This window comes from Streptomyces boluensis, assembly GCF_009908195.1.
In the GTDB taxonomy this organism is placed as follows: domain Bacteria; phylum Actinomycetota; class Actinomycetes; order Streptomycetales; family Streptomycetaceae; genus Streptomyces; species Streptomyces boluensis.
This window is the reverse complement of record NZ_JAAAHS010000437.1, coordinates 1-5,772: the sequence shown is the minus strand read 5'-3', so window position 1 is coordinate 5,772 and position 5,772 is coordinate 1. Positions and strand designations below refer to the sequence as shown.

Sequence of the window (5,772 nt, the reverse complement as noted above, 5' to 3'; positions counted from 1 at the left end):
GTCGGTGTGTACGCGGGGGCATGCTCCCCGGCCCTGGCCTTCGGTACGAAGTCGAGCAACTGGGCCGCGTGCCGCCCGAGTTGGGCGAGTACCGAGCCGGGCAGCCACTCCCCCTCACCCTCGGCCGTCGTGCGGGCGGCGACCTCGGCGGGGGTGGGGCGGCGCGCCGGGTCCTTGTCCAGGCACTGGCGTACGAGGTCGATCAGGGACTCCGGTACGCCGGTCAGGTCCGGCTCCTCCTCCGCGATCCGGAAGAGGTGGGCGTTGAGGCCGGTGTCCGTGGCGCCGAAGAGGAGGCGGCCGGTGCTCGCGTACACGAGGACGGCGCCGAGGCAGAACACGTCGCTCGCGGCGGTGAGTTCGAGGCCGCGGACCTGTTCCGGGGACATGAATCCGGGCGAGCCGATGAGCATGCCGGTGCGGGTGTGCAGGCTGTCCCCGGCGAGGGTGTCCATGGCGCGGGCGATGCCGAAGTCGATGACGCGCGGCCCGTCCACGGTCACCAGGACGTTGGACGGCTTCAGGTCGCGGTGGATCAGGCCCGCGCCGTGCACCGACTCGAGGGCGGTGGCGAGCCGGTTGGCGAGGGTGCGGACCGTGTACTCGGGGAGCGGCCCGAAGTCCTCGGCGACCACGGTGGTCAGGTCGGGCCCCGGGATGTACTGGGTCGCCACCCACGGCACCGGCGCCTCGGTGTCGGCGTCGAGCACGGCCGCCGTCCAGGTCCCGCCGACCCGGCGCGCGGCGGCCACCTCGCGGGCGAACCTCTTGCGGAATTCGGGGTGTTGGGCGTATTCGGCCTGCACCACTTTCACGGCGACGGTGCGTCCGGCCTCCGAGCGCCCGAGGTACACCAGACCCATGCCGCCCGCGCCGAGCCGGGCCACCAGACGGTACGGGCCGATCCGCGTCGGGTCTTCGGTGATCAACTGTTCCACGGCAGCAAGGTAGTCGAGCGGGGCGGCCACGGGAGCCGAACCCCCTGAGTCGCGCCGAACCGAGGCCGATCCGTGTCCGTTCCCCGCCGGAGAGGGCCAACTGCCCGCGGTTCGCAGTAGGTTGCCCGGATGTCGACTCTGCCAACAATTCTGCTGCTCTCCGGGAGCGTACGGTCCGGTTCCAGCAACGAGGCCGTTCTGCGTACCGCTCAGGCCGTCGCCCCGCACGCGCGCGTGGAGACCGTCCTGTACGCGGGCCTGGGCGGGCTTCCGCACTTCAACCCCGACGACGACACCGACCCGTTGCCGCCCCCGGTCGCCGAGCTGCGCGCGGCGCTGGCGGCGGCGGACGGCGTCCTGGTCTGCACCCCGGAGTACGCGGGCACGCTGCCCGGCGCGTTCAAGAACCTCCTGGACTGGACGGTCGGCGGCACCGGCTTCGCCGACAAGCCGGCGGCCTGGGTGAACGCGGCCGCCCCCGGCCGTGGCGAGGGCGCGTCCGCGACCCTGCGCACGGTGCTGCACTACACCGGCGCCGCCGTGGTGGAACCGGCCTGCGTACGCGTCACCGTGAACCGCGAGACCTCCACCCCGGACGGCACCCTCGACGACGACGCGGTACGCGGCCAACTCACCGAGGTCCTCGGCCTGTTGGCGAAGGCCGCACGCGGCTGAGCGAGCCTCTCCGCTACTAGCTCTCCGCTACGGGCCGAGGAGCCGGTCCGCTACTGGCCGAGCAGCCGGTCCGCGTTCCGCAGCGTGTGCCGGGCCACGGTCTCCCCCAGGGCGAGACCGCTCTCGTCGGCGGAACGGGTGTGGATGCCGGACAGGATCCGGGCGTCCACGTTCTCCTCGGAGAGCTGCCGCCAGGCGGTGTACGTCCGGGTCACTCCGGGCGCGGTGGGGCTGGTCAGGTCGAACGGCTCCGTACGTGAGCCCGCGAGTGCGGTGAGGATGCCCTGCGCGGCGCCCGAGTAGGTGGTGTGGCCGCTCGGGTAGTCCGGGTGCGCGGGGGTGTTGTGCAGCGGCGTCCACTCCGCGTCCGGCGCGATGTCGCCGGTGCGGATCGCAGTGACAGGGCGCCAACGCCCGTACGCGTACTTGGAGTCGGAGGTGGCGATCTGAGTGTCGACCGCCGCGACGTGGAAGAGGGCCACCAGCGCCGTCTGCCCTGTGATGCCCTGGGTGCTGCGGTCGAGGGCGACGCGCAGCGGCTCGGTGTAGAGGGTGAGCGAGGAGCCGTACCAGAAGTTCGCCGTCTCGGTCTGCTCGGCGGTGCGCACCGTGCTGTCGGCCGACCCGTACGCGCGTACCTCGGCGAGGTCGTCGGCGTACCGGCCGGAGCCGAGCGCGGGCGGCGGGCCGAGGCGGTACTGACTCGGCTCCGCCAGCAGGAACGGCTCGGCGAGCCGGTTGCCGTACTGCGTGGCCGGGGCGTACGCGGCCGGGGTCGGCTGCCAGACGCCGGGCCCCGCGGCGGGCACCGGGTAGGGGGCGTTGACGGAGCCGGGGTCGAGGCCGTCGCCCTGCCGGGCCGCCAGGAGCCGTTCGGCCTGGCGCTCACCGGCCGCGACTCCACGGTCCTCGGCGGTCCCGTCGGGTATCGCGGCCAGGCTGTCGTCCAGGGCCGCGTCGAGCTGTTCGGTACGGTCAGGGGCGAGGGCCACCAGCGCGTGGTGCACGGCCGCCGCGAGGGCCGCCTCCTGGTACGGGCCGCGCTCCACGCCCTGCGGTACGGCACGGGTGGCGCGGGCGGCGGCGAGCCAACTGATCGCCCACGTACGGCTGTTGGTGACCTGGGTGGTCGCGCCGGCCGCGGCGATGGTCTCCGCGGTGGTGTCGTACCAGTCGAGCGCGGTGGCAGTGGCGGGGCGCGCGCTGTCCGCCTGTGCTTGTGCCTGCGGGACGGTGACGGGGGCGGCGAGCAGGACGGTCGCGCCGAGGGCGGCGAGGGCCGAGCGGGATCTGAGGCGGTGGGTCACGCGTGCTCCTTCGTATGCGTATAACTGCTGGCGGGCCGGGGCAGGCCGTAGTGGTCGCGCAGGGTGGTGCCCGTGTACGCGGTGCGGAACAGGCCGCGGGCGCGCAGGATCGGCACGACCTCGTCGGCGAAGGTGTCGAAGCCGCCGGGCAGCCAGGGCGGCATGATGTTGAACCCGTCGGCGGCGCCGTGCTCGAACCACTCCTGGATCTGGTCGGCGACCTGCTCGGGTGTGCCGGTGACGACGCGGTGGCCGCGGGCGCCCGCGAGCCGGTGCAGGAGCTGCCGGACGGTGGGCTGTTCGCGTTCGATGATGTCGAGGACGAGCTGGAAGCGGCTGCCGTTGCCGCGTTCGCCGCCGGTCTCGATGAGGGCGCGCGGTACGGGCCCGTCCAACTGCTCCTCGGTGAACCGCACTCCGAGCAGCCGGTGCAGCAACTGCAGCGAGTACGCGGGCTGGGTCAGCTCGTCGAACTCGGCGTGCAGGGCCCGCGCCTCGGCCTCGGTCGAGGCGATGAACGGGCTGATGCCGGGCAGGACGAGGAGCTGTGCCGGGTCGCGGCCGTGCGCGAGGGCGCGAGACTTGAGGTCGGCGTAGAACTCCTGGCCGCTGGCGAGGGTCTGGTGCGCGGTGAACACCGCCTCCCCGTACCGGGCGGCGAAGGCCCGGCCGTCCTCCGATGAGCCCGCCTGAACGTAGACGGGTCTGCCCTGCGGGGTGCGGGGCGTGTTCAGGGGTCCGCACACCTTGAGGTGGCGGCCCTCGTGGTCGACGGTGTGGATGCGGTCGGTGTCGGCGAAGAGGCCGGTCTTCTGGTCGGCGACCAGCGCCTCGTCCTCCCAGCTGTCCCACAATTTCGTGACGACGTCGACGAACTCCCTTGCCCGGTCGTACCGTTCGGCGTGCGCGGGGTGCGCTTCGAGGCCGAAGTTCTGGGCGGCCTGCGGGGCGCCGGTGGTGACGATGTTCCAGCCGGCCCGGCCGCCGCTGAGGTGGTCGAGGGAGGCGAAGAGGCGGGCGAGGTTGTACGGCTCGGTGTAGGTGGTGGAGGCGGTGGCGATCAGGCCGATCCGCTCCGTGACCGCGGCGACCGCCGACAGCCAGGTGAACGGTTCGAGCCGGAAGCGGCTGGCGTAGCGGACGTTGTCGGCGAGCGACGGGCCGTCGGCGAAGAAGACCCCGTCGAACGTGGCGGCCTCCGCCCTGCGGGCGAGGTCCTGGTAGAAGCGGATGTCGAGCAGCCGGTCCGGGTCGGACCCGTGGTACCGCCAGGCGGCCTCGTGGTGCCCGCCGGGATAGACGAACAGGTTCAGGTGCAACTGGCGCCCGCTCACGCGGCGTTCACCCCTTCGGCCACTTCGTCTCCTTCTTCGGCGGTACGGTCCACGCCGAGCCGTTCGAGGAGCCGCTCACGGAGGGTCGCGTACCGCGGGGTTCCGGGGCGGCGCGGGGCCGGGAGGTCCACGGGCAGGTCGACGGCGATGCGGCCCTCCTCCAGTACGGCCACCCGGTCGGCGAGCGCGATGGCCTCGTCGACGTCGTGCGTGACCAGGAGCACGGCGGGCCGGTGCCGGTCGCACAACTGTCGGAGCAGGGCGTGCATCCGGAGCCGGGTGAGCGCGTCCAGGGCACCGAACGGCTCGTCGGCGAGGAGGAGTTGGGGTTCGCGTACGAGGGAGCGGGCGAGGGAGACGCGCTGCTGCTCGCCGCCGGACAGCTCGACCGGCCAGGCCCGTTCGCGGCCCGCGAGGCCGACCTCGGCGAGTGCGGTGCTGCCCCGCTCGGCGGCGTCGGGCCCGTCGAGGCCGAGCACGACGTTGTCGAGCAGCCGCTTCCAGGGCAGGAGGCGCGCGTCCTGGAAGACCACGGACACATCGTCGGGCGCGGTCAGTACGCCGCTGCCGGTCACGTCGTGGTCGAGGCGGGCGAGGGCGCGCAGCAGGGTGCTCTTGCCGGAGCCGCTGCGGCCGAGGAGCGCCACGAACTCGCCTGGTGCGATGCGGAGTTGGAGCCTGTTCAGGATGTCGCGGCCGCCGAGGGTGCGTACCAGGTTGTCGATGTGGACCGTCGCGCGGTCCTCGGTCGCGGTCAGCCCGCCAGCGTGCGTCGCCATGACAGGGCCCTCCTCTCCACGAGTCGTACGAGTGCGTCGGAGATCAGCCCGAGGAGTCCGTACACGACGAGGCCGACGATGATGATGTCGGTCTGTCCGTAGGTCCGTGCGAGTTCCATCATGTAGCCGAGGCCGCTGGTGGCGTTGACCTGTTCGACGACGACGAGCGACAGCCAGGCCGCGGTCACGCCGAAGCGAAGGCCGAGCAGGAAGCCGGGCAGCGCGCCGGGCAGGACGACATGGCGGACGAACTGCGGCCTGCTCAGCCGTACCGTCTCGGCGAGTTCGGCGTAGCGGTTGTCGATGGTGCGCAGGCCGTTGTGGGTGTGGATGTAGATCGGCACGAAGACGCCGAGGGTGATGGTGACGACCTTCATCGTCTCGCCGATGCCGAACCAGAGGATGAGCAGCGGGATCAGGGCGAGTGACGGGATGGCCCGTTTGATCTGCACCGGGCCGTCGACGATGCCCTCCCCGACGCGGCTGAGTCCGGCGACGACGGCGAGCAGCAGCCCGGCGGCGATGCCGAACGCCAGGCCGAGGGCGGCGCGTTGGGCGGAGGTGGCGAGGTTGGACTGCAGCCGGCCGTCCGCGATCAGGTCGGCGGTGGTCGAGGCGATGGCCCAGGGCGAGGGCAGTGCGCGCGGGTCGATCAGTCCGGCGCCGGACCCGGCCGCCCACAGGGCGAGCAGCAGCAGCGGGCCGAGCGCCCAGGCGTACGGGACGGGGCGGCCGGGGC

The 5,772-nt window shown here is 72.9% G+C and carries 6 protein-coding genes; 1 reads left to right on the top strand and 5 read right to left on the bottom strand.

Annotated features, from left to right (window positions below):
* A partial coding sequence (locus GUY60_RS33075) for a serine/threonine-protein kinase (protein WP_161704635.1) occupies positions 1 to 938 on the bottom strand: 938 nt, incomplete at its 3' end.
* Positions 939 to 1,067: 129 nt separating this feature from the next.
* Here GUY60_RS33075 and GUY60_RS33070 point away from each other — a divergent pair.
* Positions 1,068 to 1,613, top strand: coding sequence for an NADPH-dependent FMN reductase (locus tag GUY60_RS33070; protein ID WP_161704633.1), 546 nt, complete (start codon positions 1,068 to 1,070; stop codon positions 1,611 to 1,613).
* A 50-nt stretch (positions 1,614 to 1,663) separates the two neighbouring features.
* Here GUY60_RS33070 and GUY60_RS39595 read toward each other — a convergent pair whose 3' ends face one another.
* The 4 genes from GUY60_RS39595 to GUY60_RS33050 all read right to left on the bottom strand — a co-directional run.
* Positions 1,664 to 2,920, bottom strand: coding sequence for a vanadium-dependent haloperoxidase (locus GUY60_RS39595; protein ID WP_161704631.1), 1,257 nt, complete (start codon positions 2,918 to 2,920; stop codon positions 1,664 to 1,666).
* Positions 2,917 to 4,254 (bottom strand): LLM class flavin-dependent oxidoreductase, encoded by a 1,338-nt coding sequence (locus tag GUY60_RS33060; RefSeq protein WP_161704629.1) that lies wholly within the window; start codon positions 4,252 to 4,254, stop codon positions 2,917 to 2,919. Before GUY60_RS33060 ends, GUY60_RS39595 begins: the two co-directional genes overlap by 4 nt.
* Positions 4,251 to 5,033 carry an ABC transporter ATP-binding protein gene (locus tag GUY60_RS33055; RefSeq protein ID WP_161704627.1) on the bottom strand — a complete coding sequence of 261 codons (783 nt, stop codon included), beginning with the start codon at positions 5,031 to 5,033 and terminating at the stop codon, positions 4,251 to 4,253. The genes GUY60_RS33060 and GUY60_RS33055 overlap by 4 nt, the downstream gene beginning before the upstream one ends.
* On the bottom strand, positions 5,009 to 5,772 hold a 764-nt coding region (locus GUY60_RS33050; RefSeq protein WP_161704625.1), incomplete at its 5' end, for an ABC transporter permease. The genes GUY60_RS33050 and GUY60_RS33055, both read right to left, overlap by 25 nt.

What these genes read in the sequence shown, in the direction of transcription:
- GUY60_RS33070 (WP_161704633.1), top strand. Translation starts at nt 1,068, where the DNA reads ATGTCGACTCTGCCAACAATTCTGCTGCTCTCCGGGAGCGTACGGTCC.
- GUY60_RS33055 (WP_161704627.1), bottom strand. Translation starts at nt 5,033, where the DNA reads ATGGCGACGCACGCTGGCGGGCTGACCGCGACCGAGGACCGCGCGACG.